Source organism: Tardiphaga sp. (genome assembly GCF_044336785.1).
In the GTDB taxonomy this organism is placed as follows: domain Bacteria; phylum Pseudomonadota; class Alphaproteobacteria; order Rhizobiales; family Xanthobacteraceae; genus Tardiphaga.
In genome coordinates, this window is record NZ_JBIIOT010000055.1 from 18,508 (window position 1) to 34,876 (window position 16,369).

The 16,369-nt window shown below is 61.8% G+C and carries 15 protein-coding genes; all 15 read left to right on the forward strand.

Annotated elements, in window-relative coordinates; genetic code table 11:
- The first annotated feature begins 11 nt into the window (after positions 1 to 11).
- Entirely contained in the window at positions 12 to 872 is an 861-nt protein-coding gene (locus ACIQ2A_RS16310) for a branched-chain amino acid ABC transporter permease (RefSeq protein WP_398481015.1), read from the forward strand.
- Complete coding sequence (locus ACIQ2A_RS16315) at positions 869 to 1,840, forward strand: branched-chain amino acid ABC transporter permease (protein WP_398481017.1); 972 nt, start codon at positions 869 to 871, stop codon at positions 1,838 to 1,840. The genes ACIQ2A_RS16310 and ACIQ2A_RS16315 overlap by 4 nt, the downstream gene beginning before the upstream one ends.
- Positions 1,840 to 2,565, forward strand: a complete 726-nt coding sequence (locus tag ACIQ2A_RS16320; RefSeq protein WP_398481019.1) for an ABC transporter ATP-binding protein — start codon at positions 1,840 to 1,842, stop codon at positions 2,563 to 2,565. Before ACIQ2A_RS16315 ends, ACIQ2A_RS16320 begins: the two co-directional genes overlap by 1 nt.
- On the forward strand, positions 2,562 to 3,284 hold the full coding sequence (locus ACIQ2A_RS16325; protein ID WP_398481021.1) for an ABC transporter ATP-binding protein: 723 nt from the start codon (positions 2,562 to 2,564) through the stop codon (positions 3,282 to 3,284). Before ACIQ2A_RS16320 ends, ACIQ2A_RS16325 begins: the two co-directional genes overlap by 4 nt.
- 49 nt (positions 3,285 to 3,333) lie before the next feature.
- Positions 3,334 to 3,738 (forward strand): carboxymuconolactone decarboxylase family protein, encoded by a 405-nt coding sequence (locus ACIQ2A_RS16330; RefSeq protein WP_398481023.1) that lies wholly within the window; start codon positions 3,334 to 3,336, stop codon positions 3,736 to 3,738.
- 356 nt (positions 3,739 to 4,094) lie between these two features.
- A complete protein-coding gene (locus tag ACIQ2A_RS16335) occupies positions 4,095 to 5,024 on the forward strand; it encodes an AraC family transcriptional regulator (protein WP_398481025.1) in 930 nt (309 codons plus the stop codon).
- A 161-nt stretch (positions 5,025 to 5,185) separates the two neighbouring features.
- Positions 5,186 to 6,121, forward strand: coding sequence for an aldehyde dehydrogenase family protein (locus tag ACIQ2A_RS16340; protein WP_398481027.1), 936 nt, complete (start codon positions 5,186 to 5,188; stop codon positions 6,119 to 6,121).
- Positions 6,037 to 6,681, forward strand: a complete 645-nt coding sequence (locus ACIQ2A_RS16345) for an aldehyde dehydrogenase family protein (RefSeq protein WP_398481029.1) — start codon at positions 6,037 to 6,039, stop codon at positions 6,679 to 6,681. Before ACIQ2A_RS16340 ends, ACIQ2A_RS16345 begins: the two co-directional genes overlap by 85 nt.
- A 13-nt stretch (positions 6,682 to 6,694) precedes the next feature.
- Positions 6,695 to 7,795: an NAD(P)-dependent alcohol dehydrogenase gene (locus ACIQ2A_RS16350; RefSeq protein ID WP_398481031.1), complete on the forward strand. Its 1,101-nt coding sequence runs from the start codon at positions 6,695 to 6,697 to the stop codon at positions 7,793 to 7,795.
- Positions 7,796 to 8,207: 412 nt separating this feature from the next.
- Positions 8,208 to 8,447 (forward strand): hypothetical protein, encoded by a 240-nt coding sequence (locus tag ACIQ2A_RS16355; protein WP_398481034.1) that lies wholly within the window; start codon positions 8,208 to 8,210, stop codon positions 8,445 to 8,447.
- A 361-nt stretch (positions 8,448 to 8,808) separates the two neighbouring features.
- Positions 8,809 to 10,032, forward strand: a complete 1,224-nt coding sequence (locus tag ACIQ2A_RS16360; protein WP_398481036.1) for a CaiB/BaiF CoA transferase family protein — start codon at positions 8,809 to 8,811, stop codon at positions 10,030 to 10,032.
- Between the two features lie 163 nt (positions 10,033 to 10,195).
- Positions 10,196 to 11,620 carry a PLP-dependent aminotransferase family protein gene (locus ACIQ2A_RS16365; protein ID WP_398481038.1) on the forward strand — a complete coding sequence of 475 codons (1,425 nt, stop codon included), beginning with the start codon at positions 10,196 to 10,198 and terminating at the stop codon, positions 11,618 to 11,620.
- Between the two features lie 333 nt (positions 11,621 to 11,953).
- The gene (locus tag ACIQ2A_RS16370) at positions 11,954 to 13,564 is read left to right on the forward strand and encodes an ABC transporter substrate-binding protein (RefSeq protein ID WP_398481040.1); all 1,611 of its coding nucleotides are present in this window, start codon (positions 11,954 to 11,956) and stop codon (positions 13,562 to 13,564) included.
- A 55-nt stretch (positions 13,565 to 13,619) separates the two neighbouring features.
- Entirely contained in the window at positions 13,620 to 15,620 is a 2,001-nt protein-coding gene (locus ACIQ2A_RS16375) for a hydantoinase/oxoprolinase family protein (protein ID WP_398481042.1), read from the forward strand.
- The coding region (locus tag ACIQ2A_RS16380; protein ID WP_398481044.1) for a hydantoinase B/oxoprolinase family protein at positions 15,617 to 16,369 on the forward strand (753 nt) is incomplete at its 3' end. The genes ACIQ2A_RS16375 and ACIQ2A_RS16380, both read left to right, overlap by 4 nt.

Consider the following 16,369-nt stretch of genomic DNA (forward strand, 5'->3'; position numbering starts at 1 on the left):
GAAAGAAAATCGTGTCGTTCATTCAAGCGATATTGGATGGCCTTCTGGTTGGCGGCGTTTACGCCGTCATCTCGATTGGCCTGACACTCGTCTACGGCGTGATGGGCATCGTGAATTTTGCGCAAGCCGAATTCCTGATGATCGGCATGTTTGTATCATGGTTTGCCTGGGCCTATCTCGGGCTCGATCCGGTGCTTGCGGCGCCGCTGTCATTCGCAGTGGCGTTCGCACTGGGGTGGCTGGTGCAGGGGCAATTGATCTCGCGCGTGCTGAAAGCACCGTCCGTCGCTCAGATCTTTCTGACCGTCGGACTGCTGATCGTGATGGAAAACGGAGCGCTGCTCGCGTTCGGCTCGCAATTCCGCTCGGTAACGACGTCCTATCAGACCATGTCGCTGTCTCTGGGCTCGTTGTTCATTAGCGTGCCCTATCTGATTGCCTTCACCATGTCGCTGGCTTGCGGCGTGGCTTTGTGGTGGTTTATGAAAACAAGCTGGTTCGGCCGTGCAATGCGCGCGACCGCGCAAAACCCCATGGCAGCTCAGCTGATGGGGATCGACACAGCGCTGATGTACAAGATCGCCTTCGCCCTCGGCGTCGGTCTCACCGCCTTCGGTGGCGCTGTCATTCTTCCCTATGTCACCGTGTTCCCTCAGGTCGGCGGTCAGTTCGTCGTGTTGATGTTCACGGTCGTCGTCCTGGGGGGGCTTGGTAGTGTTGCCGGCGCCGTGGTCGGCGGTCTGGCAGTGGGCGTCATTCAGACGCTGTCGGCGCTGTTCTTCCCGATCCAGTTGCAAAACCTCGTTCTTTTCCTCGTGTTCATTCTCGTGCTCGCCGTTCGGCCGCAGGGTCTCGTGGGAGCAAGCCGATGAAACGCTGGATTGCGATTGCACTCGTCGTTCTTGTTTTGGCTGCCGTTCCGCAACTCCTGAATCCCACCGGATACTGGATGCGGGTCTTCACCTTCACGCTGTTGTTCGCCGCCATGGCGCAGGCGTGGAATCTGATCGGCGGCCTCGCCAATCAGCTATCGCTCGGACACGCGGCCTTCTTCGGCATCGGTGCCTATACCTCGACAATCTTGCTGCTAAAATTCGGCATCAGTCCGTGGATCGGCATGTTCGCGGCCGGTGCGCTCGGCGGTCTTGCCGCGCTCATCATCGCGATCCCGACAATGCGGCTGCAGGGGCATTATTTCGCGCTGGCGACACTGGCCTTCGGTGAGGTGGCGCGTGTGATTGCCAATGTCTGGACCTCGCTGACGGGTGGTCCGGGCGGACTCTCGGTGCCGTTCGTCCCGCCGAGCTTCGCGGCCTATTCGTTCAAGCAACTGCTTCCGCATGCTTACATCGCGCTGGTCGCGCTCATCATCGTCACCGTGATCTTCGAGGTCATCCGGCGCGGCGCGATGGGCTATCGACTGCGTGCCATCCGCGAGAATGCGGCGGCGGCGGAAGTCGTCGGCATCGACACCACCAAGGTCAAGCTGCAGACCGCCGTGATCTCCGGTGTGCTGACGGCGATGTTAGGCACACTGTTTGCCCAGGTCGCCGTGTTCTTCGATCCCGATACTGCGTTCAGTGCAGCATCGATTTCGATCCGCGTTGCCTTGATCGCCATCATCGGCGGTGTCGGCACCGCCGCTGGTCCGATCCTGGGCGCGTTCTTTATCGTGCCGATCGAAGAACTCATGAACGATCTGTTCTCGTCTGGCGCAGCAGGTCTGTCGCAACTGATTTTTGGCGTCATTCTTATCGTGGTGATTCTCTGGCGACCCCGCGGACTTGTGACCATCTTCGAGGCGCTGCGCGCTCGTCTTCAGGGCAAGGGAGCGCAATGATGACGATCCTTGATGTGCGCGGCATTTCGCGACGCTTCGGCGGATTACACGCGCTGTCCGACGTGACCTTCTCAGTTCCGAAAGGGCAGATCGTCGGCCTGATCGGGCCGAATGGTGCCGGCAAGACGACGTTCTTCAGCACGCTATGCGGGCTGATCAAGCCGGATTCCGGCGCCATCACGCTCGATGGCACCAGCATCGTCGGCCAGAAGCCGCACAAGGTGGCGAGCCTTGGCATGACGAAGACGTTCCAGAACGTGGCGCTGTTTGCCGAAAGCTCGGTGCTCGACAATGTGCTGACGGCGGGCTTGCTGCGCCATGATGTCGAAACTGCACGAGAGCGGGCGCTGGTCTGTCTCGATCGCGTCGGCCTGAAATCCGTCGCGGAAAAGATGGCCGGCAATCTCTCGTTTCCGGAACGTGCGCGTGTCGAACTTGCGCGCGCGCTGTGCACCGATCCCAAGGTTCTGCTGCTCGACGAGGTTATGGCGGCGCTCAATCCCGTCGAGATGCAGGAGATCATGGATTTGATCAGACAGTTACGCGATGACGGCATCACGCTGCTCGTCGTCGAGCATCACATGCGGGCTATCATGGCGATCTGCGACCGCATCCTCGTACTCAACTTCGGCCGCTTGCTCGCCGATGGCTCGCCGCGTGACGTCGCCAACGATCCGGTGGTGGTCGAAGCCTATCTCGGCCGCTCGGCGGAGGGGCACGCATGAGCACTTCTCAACCACTTCTCGAGATCAAGGGACTTAATGCCGGTTACGGGGGCATTGATGTTCTGCACGATATCGATATTGAAATGCACGAAGGAGAATTTGTCTGCATCATCGGTGCAAACACCGCAGGCAAAAGCACGATCCTGCGCACGATCTCCCGCCTTGTTCCCAATGTCCGTGGTACCTTGCGCTTTAGCGGCACAGATCTGGCCATGCGTACTGCGCACGACATCCCATCGCTCGGTATCGCGCATGTTCCGGAAGGACGTCACGTCTTCCCGGATATGAGCGTCGAGGAAAACCTGATGCTCGGTGCATTTACTGCGCGCAAGGCGACTGATTTGCAGCAGCGGATGGAACGCATCTTCGAGCTATTCCCACGCACGCGTGAGCGACGTTCCCAACTCGCTGGCACGCTATCGGGTGGTGAGCAACAGATGGTGGCAGTCGGCCGTGCGCTGATGCTGCAGCCAAAGCTGTTGCTGCTCGATGAGCCCAGCCACGGACTTGCACCAAAAGTGGTCGAGGAGATGCATGATGCATTCGTGAAAGTTCATGAAAGCGGGACTTCCATCCTGCTCGTGGAGCAGAATGTCAGCCTCGCTCTAGATGTTGCCGCACGCGGCTACGTCCTGGAAAGCGGGCGTGTCACACTCCAGGGCACTTCCGCAGAGTTGAATGAAAATCCGGCCGTTCGTGCAGCCTATCTCGGTATCTGACCCGCGGGGCAGGCGAGGGCAACCCACTCCAACAATAAGGATCCACACGATGAGCTACAATCAGACTATCACCCTCAGCGGCCTGTTCGACGAAGGCCTGAAGACCCGCCGTGAAGTTCTCGGCGCGGCTTATGTCGATAAGTCGGTCGAAGCCGCCAATGATTTCATGATGGCGTTCCAGCACATCACCACTGAATGGTGCTGGGGCTATGCCTGGAACCGCTCAGGCCTCGACAAGAAAACCCGCAGCATGCTGAACCTTGCGATGTTAACGGCACTGAACCGCTCACCGGAGATCAAGCTGCATACGCGTGGCGCAATCAACAACGGCGTGACTGTTGAGGAGATCAAAGAAGTGTTGCTGCATGCCACAGTCTATTGCGGAATCCCGGCCGGCCTGGACGCCTTCAAGGGCGCGAACGAAGTGCTGAAGGAGATGGGTAAAGTCACCTAAGAATATTTCCAGCATTTCAGACAATTGCAAGAGTTCGTAGGAGGCAGCGGCTTTGTGGTCGCTGCCTCCTCGTCATATTTGGGCGGGCGGCAATAAATCAGAAATCTCGCAGCGGTGAGTTATCGGCAGAATGACTTTTCATGTCGAGCAATCCAAGCGTCGATGCTCGCTCACAAAACCGGGGGCTGGAAATTTGCAGCGCTTTCGGGCGAAACGCGTAACAGGCTTGACGCGCGCGGTTCCTTCGCGAAAGTTATGTCCGCTCGGTGCATCGACCACAGGAGCGGACAGTGGAGAACTTTGCCGCACTTTCCCGACGATGTATATTCCGGTCGGATCAACGGCTGGAGACGCATGTGCTGGTCGCCAATGAACTGGCTGATCATCGCCTGCAATGGCATGGAGACCGCATCGACAAGCGCATGTGCAAGATCAGCACCGCGAGCCTGTCGCTCTATTCGCTGCGCTACGGGGCCGAAGTCGGCATTTTCCCCGATCTCTATGATGATTTCTCGCTGGTTCACTTTTCACTGTCGGGCGAGATCGAGGTTGAGGCCGATCGGCACAGGAGCCACGTCCCGTTTGGTCGGGCGCTGGTCAGCACGCCCCGTGAGAATATCAATTTGCGCTGGTCGCAAGGCAGCGAGCAACTGATCCTGCGTGTCCCGCATGATCTGCTCGAAGCCGCCGCGCGCGACATCGGCGATCCCGACCGTTACAAAGCGGTGGCGCAGATGCCTGGGCTGGTGATGTCCGAACAGGCCAGCCATCTCTGGCAGGCGCAGCTGCGCGCTTTCGCGGCACTTGAGGCGGGCGGACAGCGCAGCAGCGCGTTCGGTCCGTGGTTTTCCCACGTCGAGCGCGGCATGGCCCTGTTTCTGTTGCTGCAGAGCACACAGACGGTGGATATGGCCGACCTCGACCGGCCGGCAAACTGGCAGCGGCGGGACAAATCCGTGGCCCGACGGCTGGACCGTCTCCGCGCCTATGCTGACGCAAACCTGCAGCGGCCGGTCACGCTGGGCGATCTCGCCTCCGTTGCTGCGCTGTCCGAGCGTCAGCTCAATGCCTTCTGCCACGCCGAGATGGGACAGGCTCCGATGACGTGGCTTCGCGGCGTACGGCTCGATGCCATCCGCATGTCACTCATCGCCAATCCGGATCTCGACCTGTCGGACATTGCGATGCTGCACGGCTTTTTCCACCTCGGTCGTTTCTCGGCCTATTACCGCGAACGGTTCGGCGAGCTGCCAAGCCAGACCCGCAAGATCGCAAGAAACGGATAGAACTTCCGGCTTCTCCGCCATCGGCGGATAGAATCGGTGCGTGCGTTTTTATAGCCTCTCGACATCACGACGGCGCCTGCTGGTTGGTCGTTCGCGAATATCGGTGCAACCACGGAGAGCCGATGCGCGAAGCTCATATGCAGGGCCGAACAGGGGGGCGCATGAGTGAAGCATCCGCGGTTAAAGCCAGCCTGTCGAAGGTCTATGGCGCGTTCATCGACAACGAATTCCGGGCCGTTGCGGGCGCGACCTTTCCAGCCAAGGTCGCAGCGACCGGTGAACATCTCGCTGACATCTCGCGCTGCGGTGCGGCCGAGATCGATGCGGCGGTTGCATCGGCCAAGGCGGCCTTTCCCGCCTGGAAAGCGAGAAGTCCCGAGGAGCGCGCGGCCTGCTTGAACGCACTGGCCGCGGCCATTGAGGCGGCGACTCCGCGGCTGATGATGATCGATACGCTCGATATCGGCCGCGGTCTCTGGGAGACCGGCATCGATCACGCCATTGCCGTCCAGCAATATCGCTACTTCGCCGCTGCTGCTGTTACGCATGAAGGCTGGGGCCGCCCGATCCCCGATGGCTATCTCATCGCTCGACGCGAGCCTTATGGCGTTTGCGGGCAGATCATTCCCTGGAACGTGCCGGCGATCATGGCGGCTTTCAAGATCGCGCCGGCCGTGGCCGCGGGCAACACCGTCGTTCTGAAACCTGACGAGCACGCCAGCCTCTCCACCATGGAACTTGGCAAGCTGATTGCAGATATCTTCCCGCCGGGCGTCATCAACATCGTGCCGGGATTGGGCGAGGAAGCAGGCGCCGCACTCACTGCTCATCCTGGTGTGGCGAAGCTGGCTTTCACCGGCAGTTCCGACGTCGGTCGCACCGTGTCGCTGGCGGGCGCCAATCGGCTGGTGCCGGTGTCGCTGGAGCTCGGCGGGAAAAGCCCGAACATCGTCTTCCCAGATGTTGCGCGGAGGACATCGACAAGATCGTCGATAACGTCACTTTCGCGTCGATGTATTGCAACGGGCAATCATGCCTCGCCGGCACGCGGCTGTTTCTGCACGATGCCATCTATGACGACTTCATGGCCCGGCTGACTGCATCCATGCAGCGTATCAAGGTCGCCGATCCGACCAATCCGTTTCCGCTGCTAGGATGTGTGGTGTCCGAGAAACAGGGCAAGCGCGTGCAGTCCTATATCGATATCGGCCGCAAGGAGGCCAGCCTTGTCACCGGTGGCAATCGCGTCGAGATCGGCGGCTGCGATGCCGGCTGGTTCTTCGCACCGACGGTTTTCGAGACCAGCAATGAAAGCCGTATCGCGCAGGAGGAAATCTTCGGTCCGGTTCTTTCGGTGATCCGATGGAACGATTTCGAGAAGATGATCTTCGACGCCAACAACGTCCGCTACGGTCTGGCGGCGGGGCTCTACACCAATAATCTCAAAGCAGCGTGGGAGACAGCGGAACGACTGCAGGCCGGCAATGTCTGGATCAACAACTACTTCAACCTTGCGGCCGGCTCACCATTCGGCGGCTTCAAGGAGAGCGGCATCGGCAGCGAGTTCTGTCACGAGACGCTGAACATCTACACGCATCTGAAAGCCGTAACTCTCCAGACGGGCCTCAAGCCCGCCTGGTTCGCACCCAAGAGCTGAAGGGGAGATCGCCATGCAGATTACAGCAGCCGTGATGCGGGAGAAGGGCGGGAAATTCTCGCTGGAGCAGATCGAACTGGATGAGCCGCGCGAGGACGAGGTCCTTGTCCGGATGGTCAGTTGCGGCATCTGTCATACCGACACCCTGCCGCGTGACCAGGTCGTGCCGGCGCCGTTTCCAGCCGTCTATGGACACGAAGGTGCTGGCATCGTCGAGAAGGTCGGCGGCAAGGTCACCAAGCTCAAGCCCGGCGATCATGTCGTCATGAGCTGTCATCATTGCGGGACCTGCGACACCTGCAAGACGGGCCAGCCGATGTATTGCCGCGATTTCTTCAAGGCCAATTTCAGCTTCGCGCGGATGGATGGCAATCCGACCATGCGCAAGGGGGAGGAGGTCATTCATGGCAGCTTCTTCGGCCAGTGGTCTTTCGGCACCTATGCGCTCGGACATGAGCGCAGCGTGGTGAAAGTGCCGTCCGACGTGCCGCTGGAACTGTTGGGGCCGCTGGGCTGCGGCGTGCAGACCGGCGCCGGGGCGGTCATCAATTCGCTAGGGCCACGCGCCGGTGATTCCATCGTGATCTATGGCGCAGGCTCGGTCGGATTGTCGGCGGTTCTCGGAGCCGTGGTGACCGGCTGCGCGGTGATCGTCAGCATCGATCTCAACGAAGAGCGGCTGGCTTTGGCCAAGGAGCTCGGCGCCACGCATGTGATCAATCCGACCAAGATCGATCCGGTCGCCTCTATCCGTGATCTCACTGGTGGTCTTGGTGCAAAATTCTCGCTGGAGACATCAGGCAATCTCACGGCCTTGCGTCAGGCGGTCGATTCCATCCGGATTATGGGGGAATGTGGCATGATCGGCGCTCCGGCTTTCGGTTCGGAAATCGGACTGGATACATGGGGCCTGCTGCTCGGTCGCAAGGTGCGTGGCATCTGCGAAGGCGACGCGGTGCCGGACCTCTTCATTCCAAGCCTTGTCGAACTGTACAAGCAGGGCCGCTTTCCGTTCGACAAGCTGGTCAAGTTCTACGATTTCGACCAGATCAACCAGGCCGTTGAGGACAGCGAGCATGGCCGCGCCGTCAAGGCCGTTGTCCGGTTCAGTTGAATTGGATAACGGAAGGGCGTCGGCGAACCCGGATTGTACGGCCAAGTGGTCGCGGGGCGGCATAATCTTAGACTGTATCCTTCGCTTGTACTGCCGTCACCGCCATATGACGCACTGGCTGCTTGCTGATGTTTGTCGCGGATCGCCTTAGATACTGGGCCAAAACCACTCGAGGCGTTCGATCGCGGGGCCTATCTCTGGCCGCCTCTCCAGTCGTGCTGGCAGTTTTACTGCCGCAGTGCTGGCCATCGCTGGCGAGTCGGGCCGGTGCGTGTGCACACAATGCACGGCTTGAGCGCAGGACATTGCAAGCCCGCTACGGTCGCAGCAGAATTGCTCTAGACTACCGGTCAACGATGAGGCGCAGATGTATAATGACGGGCGGGCGCTGATAAGCGAGCGGGCGCTGCTGATGCTCGACGAGCCCTCTCTTGGCCTTGCGCCAGGCGTCGTCGGCGAGATCTTCGCCGCCATCCGCAAGCTGCGCGAGGGCGGCATCACCCTGCTCATTGTCGAACAGAACCTGCGTATGGCGCTGGCGGTCGCGGACTATGGCTATGTTCTCGAGCGCGGCGAAATCGTCATCGAGGGGGCGAGCCGGGGTCTGGCCAGCGATCCCCGCGTCATAGCGGCCTATCTTGGCCGCGCATGATTTTCATCCGCCCGGCCTGGCTGCCTATATGATCCGGCTTCCTCAATCGCGCGTCCTAAACGCATGTTACGTTTCGCACGAAACTGATTGCCGTTCTCGAGAATGGCCGCTTATGGCGTAGAGCTGTCGTCCTATGCTCTATGCGTTCACTGCCGCACGAGCGTTGCGGCAACCATCGCCGAGAGACGCTGACGTCCCGCGACATTCTCGGCATCATCAACCGGGAGCGCGATCCCGTGCCTGCTTGAATGGGATAGCCCTCATGCTCAGAAAGCAGTGCACTCGGGGTGATTTTCCTGTAAGCGCTCGCTTTACATGTTCGCCGTGGCCGACGGGACGAACAACATAACAGGAGGAATTCATGCCGGCTCTCCCGCTCTCGGGCATCAAGGTTATCGACATGACGCGGGTGCTCGCCGGCCCGATATGCGGGCAGATGCTCGGCGATTTCGGCGCCGAAGTGATCAAGATCGAACGCCCTGGAACCGGCGACGATTCCCGCGCTTTCGGCCCTCCTTATCTGACCGGTCCGGATGGCAGCCGGAGGGATAATTCCTTCTATCTCTGCGCCAACCGCAACAAGAAGTCGGTCACGGTCAATGTGGCGACGGCTGAAGGCCAGGAGATCATTCGCGAACTCGCCAGGACGGCCGACGTGTTCCTGGAAAACTACAAGGTCGGCGACCTCAAGCGGTATGGTCTCGACTACGATGCAATCAAGGCCATCAATCCGCGCATCGTCTACTGCTCGGTGACGGGCTTCGGACAGACAGGTCCCTATGCCACGCGTGCCGGCTACGATGCGATCCTGCAGGCGATGGGCGGCCTCATGAGCGTCACCGGCCATCTCGATGGCGAGCCGGGCGAGGGCCCGATGAAGGTCGGCCCGTCGATCGTGGACTACATGACCGGCCTGAACTCCACCATCGGCGTTTTGTCGGCGCTCTATCATCGCGATGCCAACGATGGCGAGGGACAGCATGTCGATGCCTGTCTCTTCGACACCGTGATCGCCTCGCTGTCGCATTGGCTGCAACCCTATCTCATGAGCGGCAAGGTCCCGCCACGTCGCGGCACCTGGGGCAATGGCGGCATGCCCGCGGGTGTCTTCCGGTGCACCGACGGCGAGATTATGATCGTCAATGGCAATGACGGCCAGTTCCAGCGGACATGCGCCGTGCTCGGAGATCCGGACCTGGCGAAAGATCCGCGCTTCGTGAAGAACAATGATCGCGTTGTGCATGGCAAGGAGATCATGGCGATCTTCGCTGGTCTCTTCCTGAAGCAGCCTGTTGCGTACTGGCTCGAACGTCTGGAGGCCGTCGGCGTGCCGTCGGGTCCGATCAACGATTTCGATCAGGTTTTTGCGGATCCTCATGTTCAGGCCCGCGGCATGCGCGTGACCTCGGAGCATCCCTTCGAGCCGGCACTTTCGCTGGTTCGTAATCCGCTGACGTTCCTGGGCACGCCCGTCACCGAATATCGCGCCCCGCCGCTTCTTGGCTCCAATACGGATGAGATTCTGTCCACTATCGGCTATGACGGCGAGCGGATCGACACGCTTAGGAAGAAGGGCGTTGTCTAGAGCGGGCCGGCCCTGCAGAGCGATGTGGACGCCCATCTTGCCGGGCTGTTAGGTGTCAGGAGGCGTCCACCCCGACCGCATCCTGGGCTCGTTTATGCGAAACTCCACCAAACCGCGAAGACGGATCTCGCTGATCGGCATTCGTCTAGACCGCGGGTCGCCGGTGGCATTGCCTCAGCAGATTGCCGCGCAGATGCGTGACGGCATCCTGCGCGGACAGCTGCCGGCCGGCACGCAATTTCTGGGGTCGCGCGAGATCGCGCGTGAGCTCGGTTGCTCGCGTATGGTGGTGCTGAGCGCGTGGGATATCCTGTACGCTGAAGGCTATCTGATCTCCATGCCGCGCGGCGGCGTATCGGTGGCTGCCGTGCACCGGGCTGCGGAATTGCCGCCCGCAGCGCCAACCGATGCCTCGCGGATTGCCGGTCCGATTTCGCAGCGCTGGCAGTCGCTGATCGGTTTCACCTACGACACCAACTGGGAGTCCGATTTCAGCCCCGGTGCGCCCGATATTTCGACCTTTCCGTTCGGGGAATGGGCGCGCCTGTTGCGCCAGACGTCGCAGCAGCCCGACAGGCAGGAGTGCCTCGATCTGTCGGCAGCCGGGCTGCCGGAATTGCGGCGCCAGATCGCGGATTTTCTCGGCGCGGTGCGTGGCCTGGTCTGCACGCCCGAGCAGGTTGTCGTCACGTCGGGCACGTCAAGCGCGCTCGATCTGTGCAGCCGCATGATCCTCGATCACGGCGATGCGGTGTGGGTGGAGGAGCCTGGCTTCGTCGAGGCCCAGTGGTCGCTCACGGCGGCGGGCGCGAAGCTCGTGCCGGTGCCGGTGGACGGCAGGGGCTTGTGTGTCGCCGAAGGCATCCGGCGTGCGCCGCATGCAAAGCTGATCGTGGTGACGCCGTCGCACCAATATCCGCTCGGGATCAGCATGGGGCTGGAACGGCGGCTCGAACTGCTCGACTGGGCCAATCGCAACGATGTCTGGATCATCGAGGACGACTATAATTCCGAGTTCAGGCATCAGGACAGCATGACTGCCTCGCTGAAATCGCTCGATCGCGAGCAGCGGGTGATCTATCTCGGCACCTTCTCCAAGATCATGATGCCGAGCTTGCGTCTCGGCTACATCGTCGCGCCGGAACGCTTCGTTGATATCTTCACCAGGGGCCGCGCCCGCATCGATGTTCACAGTTCGGGCGTCGGTCAGAGGGCATTGGCCGAATTCATGCGGGACGGGCACTTGCTGCGCCATCTTCGCCGGATGCGGAAGATCTATGCCGAGCGGCAGCAGGCCTTGATGACCGCCATCACGACCTATCTGCCGGAGGACCTCATAGTGGCGCCCTGTGCCACGGGTCTACATCTCGTCGCACTGTTCACCGATCGGCTCAAGGCGCGGATGAGCGACACCGAAGCGGCGCGCCTGCTGAAAGCCGCAGGCCTGCACGTGCAGCCGCTGTCGCAGAACCATCTCGAGGCGCCGATCTATACCGGGCTGGTGCTGGGTTATGGCCGTCTCAAAGCCGACGACGCGCCGCGTCTGATCGCGAAAATGGCGAAGATTCTCGGCGCAGCAAAAAAATAATCGCGCCAGTTCACGCATTCACGGAAATCGCGGGCACGCCCGCGAATTGATCATGTCCGGCCATTTACGCCGTCCCATGGCCTCGTCAGCGATGCCGTCGCTGCCTCAATCGCGCGTCAGTTGCAGCATATTTCGGATCAGCGCCTGACATCGGGCTTTGCTGCATTCGCGTGCAGCGCCTGCACGACAACCCGGCACGCGGACATTCCGCTGACGCTCTATCGTGTCGCCCGGCGATCTGGCCCAGTCCTTTCCGACAAGTCTGGCTCTATCCGGATGCGCCTGATGCGTCGAGATTTTGCAGGAACGTTGTTCGACAGGGGACGGTGGCAGATGATGGCTGATCGCGGACGTTTGTTGGGACTGATGGGCGGCGCATTGCTGCTGGCGATGGCGCAGGTATCGGCACAGGCGCAGACGCGGGCGGAAACGCTGCGTCAGGTGACGGGCAACAATATCCCGACGCTGGATCCCACCACACCGGGCGCGACCCGCGAGGCCTTCGGCGTCTCCACGAGCATCTATGATCGCCTCGTCGCCTTCGACCGCAAGCGCGATGACAATGGCGTCTGGGTATTCGACCGCAGCAAGATCCGCGGCGAGCTTGCCGAGAGCTATGAGATCAGCCCTGACGGCCTGAAGATCACCTTTAAGCTGCGCGATGCCAAGTGGCATGACGGCACGCCCGTCACCGCGGAGGACGTCAAGTGGTCGCTCGACCGTGCGGTCACCGCCAAATCCATCGCTGCCGGCCAGATGGGCACGGGCTCGTTGACCAAGGCTGACCAGTTTGCGGTGGTGGACGACAAGACCGTCACCGTGACGCTGCCGAAGGCCGACCGGCTCGCGCTCGCCAATCTCGCGACGCCGCTGGCGCCGATCTTCAACAGCAAGCTCGCCAGGCAGCACGCGACTGCGGAAGATCCGTGGGCGCAGGAATGGCTGAAGACCAACACCGCCGCGGGCGGTGCCTACACCGTCGAAGCGTTCAAGCCCGGCGAGCAGATCGTCCTGCGCCGTAACGACAACTGGAAGAATGGTCCGGGCGGTCAGTTGCCCTATTTCAAGCGCGTGATCGAGCAGACCATCGCCGACCCCGCCACCCGCGCCAATCTGATCGAGAAGGGCGATGCCGATATCGCCATCGACCTGCAAGCCAGCGATGTGCCGACGCTGCAGCAGCGTGGCAAGGTGAAGGTGGATTCGACGCCGCAGACCAACGGCTTCACCATGATCGCCTTCAACACGCAGATGGCGCCATTCGACAATCTGAAGGTTCGCCAGGCCATCGTCGCCGCGCTCCCTTACGAGGACATGTTCAAGGCGGCGATCTTCAAGCGCGGCTTCCCGCTGTTCGGCGCATCCTGGACCGCGCCACCGACCGGTGAATTTCCGCAGGCGATGCCGGTGAAGACCGATCTGGCAAAGGCCAAGGCGCTGCTCGTCGAAGCCGGATTCGCCAATGGCTTCAAGACCACCTTCAGCATCAATGTCGGCTCGGCCGCAATCACCGAGCCGATGGCCGCGCTGCTGAAGGAGTCGCTGGCCAAGCTGAATATCGATGTCGAGGTGCAGAAGCTGCCGGACTCGCAGATGTCCACGCAGATCACCGAGAAGAAGCTGCCCTTCTTCACCGAAGGATCGACCGCCTGGCTGCCGACCACCGACTACTTCTTCCGTAACTTCTTCACCGGTAATCAGCGCTGGAACTACAGCTCCTGGAATGACGAACTGATCGTCAGACTGGCCAATGCGGCACGCTTCGAGCAGGATCAGGCGAAATACGAGGCCATGGGCAAGGAGATGATCGCCGAATACGTCAAGGAGGCGCCGATGGCACTGCTCTGGCAGGCCAATCAAGACGCGGTGATGATCCCGCAGCTCGACGGCTACACCTACTGGTTCCATCGTCAGGTCGATTTCCGCGACCTGCGCCGCAAGTAAGCGACAGCCAGCGGCCATGCGCTGCCGGCGTTGAGATAGCGAGAGATCTGGGCTTTTGACCAACATCTGGGAAATCGGAACTGATATCGGCGGTACTTTCACCGATATCATCGCCATCCGCCGCGATACGGCGGAAGTGCGTATCGCCAAAGTGCCGTCGCGGCCGCAGGCGCCGGTGCAGGCCATGCTTGAAGCCATCGAAGCCGTGGGTCTGCAGAAGAGCGAGGTGAAGCGCTTTATTCACGGCACCACGCGCATCACCAATGCTATCGTCGAGGAGCGGTTGCCAAAAGTGGCGCTGGTGGCCACGCGCGGCTTCGAGGATGTGCTGGATATTTCGCGCTATCGCCGCCGCGATCTCTATCGCCTGGATGTGGTGCCGAAGCCCAAGGCGATCGTGCCGCGCGAGCTGTGCTTCGCGCTGGACGAGCGCCTCGACCACGAAGGCAACGTTCTGACAGCACTCGGCGACGCCGAGATCGAGCGGTTGATCGCCTGGCTGAAGGCCGCCGACGTCCAGAGCGTCGCCGTCTCGCTGCTGCATGCCTATGCCAATCCCGTTCACGAGCAGATGCTCGGCGAGCGTATCCGGCGATTTGTGCCGCATGTCTCGCTGTCACACGAGATCAATCCCGAAGCCCGCGAATATGAGCGGACCTCGTCCACGGCGTTCAATGCCGCAGCGATGCCGATTGCCGTCGAATATCTGAGCGAGCTCGAGGAGCGCCTCCCGATCGGCTCCGGCCTGCAGGTGTTTCATTCCGCCGGCGCGATGATTCCGATCGCTGCAGTGAAACGCCGTCCGCTGGTGATGGCGATGTCCGGTCCCGCTGCGGGCGTGGCCGCATCGGTCAGTATCGCGCGCCAGTTGGACAAGCCGCGCGTCCTGACTTTCGACATGGGCGGCACCACCACCGACGTCTGTCTGATCGTCGACGGTCAGGCGGAGATGACCGACGGCAAGCTGCTCGGCGATCGCCCGCTACGGCAGCCGATGCTGGCGGTGCATTCCATCGGCGCCGGCGGTGGCTCCATCGTCAAGCTCGGCTCAGGGGGGCTCAGCGTCGGCCCGGAAAGCGCCGGCTCCGAACCTGGCCCGGCCTGCTACGGCCGTGGCGGCATCCGCCCGACCATCACGGATGCCAATGCGCTGCTCGGCTACCTCAATCCCGAGACCAAACTCGGCGACCGCATCGGCATCGACCTCGATGCTGCCGCGCGTGTCATCATGCCGATCGCGGACGGTCTTGGCCTGGGCCTGAAGGAAACCGCCCTCGGCATCATCCGCGTCGCCAATGCCACCATGGCGCGGGCGCTGCGCCGCGTCACTGTGGAGCGCGGCATTGATGGCCGCGACTGCGCGCTACTCGCCTTTGGCGGCGGTGGCCCGATGCATGCCGCGGGGCTCGCCGATCTCTACGGGATTACGGAAATCGTGGTGCCAGCCGCCTCCAGCGCGTTCTCGGCCCTCGGCTGCCTCACTGCGGATTTCAGCTTCCTGCAGCAGCAGACGCTGCGCGTCGCACTCGATGGTATCGATCTCGCGAAAGTCGGTGAGCGCATCGACGGCATGGTCGAACAGGCGCTGGACCCGCTGCTCGCCAATGGCATCGCGCGCGACACTATCGAGGTCGATCTCGTCGCCCTGATGCGTTACGCCGCGCAGGCCGATGCGATCCCGGTGCCGTTCACGCGGCCGCTCGATCCAGCCTATTTGCGCAATGCGTTCCTGAAGAAGCACCGCGAACTCTATGGCTACGCCACCGAGGAAAGCTGCGTCATCGAATCCGTCCGCGTGCAGGCGCGCCAGCCATCGACCACCACGGTCGGTCGTCCCGGCACGGTCGCCAGGGCCGTCACGCCCGTCGCGCGCACATGTTCGTTCGACGGTGCGCTCGATGTGATGACCGACATCATCGACCGCAGCACCATGGCGTCAACCATCAGCGGTCCTGCGATCATCGAGGATGCCTGGTCCACCGTCGTCGTGCCGCCCGGCTGGCAGGCGGCGCCGGATGCCAGCGGCAATCTCTATCTCACGAAGGTGGCGTCATGACGCTGGATCCGTTTGCCGTCGAAGTGATCCGTCATGGCCTCTCGGCTGCGGCCGAGGAGATGAGTCTGGTGATGACGCGTTCGGCGCGCTCGCCGCTGTTGCGCGAGGCCGGCGATCTGTCCTCGGCCATCACCGATGCGCAGGGCGAACTGGTCGGGCAGGGGCGCGACATTCCGGTCCATCTCGGCGCCATGGCCTATACGGTGCGCGAATTGCTCAAGGTCGTGCCGGCATCGACGCTGGAGCAGGGCGATGTGCTCATCTACAATCTCGGCGCGCTCGGCGGCAATCACCTCAATGACGTCAAGGTGGTGCGTCCGGTGTTCGTCGATGGCGACATCGTCGCCTTCGCGGTCAGCCTCGCGCATTGGCCCGATATCGGCGGCACCTGGCCCGGCAGCTATCTCGCCAAGGCGATCGATACGTTCCAGGAAGCGCTGCGCATCCCGCCGATCCGCGTTGCCACGGCGGCGGGCGTCAGCGATGACATCGTCCAGTTCCTGAAGGTCAATGTCCGCGACCCCGAATCCTGCGAAGGCGACCTGCTCGGCCAGATCGCCTGCACGCTGGCGGGCGAGAAGCGCATCGTCGAGCTGTGCAGCAAGCACGGCAAGGATATGTTCGTCGCCACGCTGTCGCGGCTGCACGATCTCTCCGAGGCGGAGATGCGCGAGGCGATCCTCGCGCTGCCCGATGGCACTTACGAAGGCGAGGATTTCCTTGATGACGGTGGCCCCAATGATGAGCCG